1 protein-coding gene is annotated in these 584 nt (G+C 66.1%); it reads right to left on the bottom strand.

The annotated features are described in order from the left end of the window. Positions 1-423, bottom strand: a 423-nt coding sequence (locus FJV41_RS49715) for a LysM peptidoglycan-binding domain-containing protein (RefSeq protein WP_141649564.1), incomplete at its 3' end; no start/stop codon positions are given. Positions 424-584 lie beyond the last annotated feature (161 nt).

Genomic DNA, 584 nt, shown 5'->3' with positions numbered 1-584 from the left:
CTCCCAGGACAGGCCCTCGCACTCCAGCTCCACCTGGCTGACGGTGAAGGGGACCTTCGCCTCGAGGAAGCCCTCGTCATCCGTACTGCCTTCGATGACCTCCTGCTCGAAGGTGAGCAGGTAGGGCATTCCGGAGCGCGGTGCCCCCTCCGCGTCCTTCAGGGCGAGCCGCAGGTGCCGCTCCCCTACCTTGAGGGTGAAGCGGTGGGCCCTTCCGGTGGAGACGTTGGGCTTGTTCTTCGGGGGGCTCACCTCCGGAATGACGACGGTGTCCCCCGGGTAGAGCACGTTGGGGTTGGGGCGCTTCTCGCGCAGCTCCGCGTTGTCCGGGTGTTCGTAGAGGCGCTTGAAGTCCGCGAAGCCATGGCGCCGCGCGATGAGCAGGAGGCACTCGCCCTGCGTGACGACGTGGGTGGTGGGCATCTCCCCTCCTCAAGTCTTGTCGACTGGTAGTTCATTTCCAACTGCTTCCGTCCAGGTCGGGGAAGGAGACCTGGCTCTCCCCCGGATTCACGCCGTCCACGCGTGCGTAGCCGTTCTTGTTGAGGGTGCCCTCTCGAGTGGTGCCGTCCGGCAGCGTCACC

This window comes from Myxococcus llanfairpwllgwyngyllgogerychwyrndrobwllllantysiliogogogochensis (assembly GCF_006636215.1).
Classification (GTDB): domain Bacteria; phylum Myxococcota; class Myxococcia; order Myxococcales; family Myxococcaceae; genus Myxococcus; species Myxococcus llanfairpwllgwyngyllgogerychwyrndrobwllllantysiliogogogochensis.
This window is presented reverse-complemented; position numbering and strand designations above follow the sequence as displayed.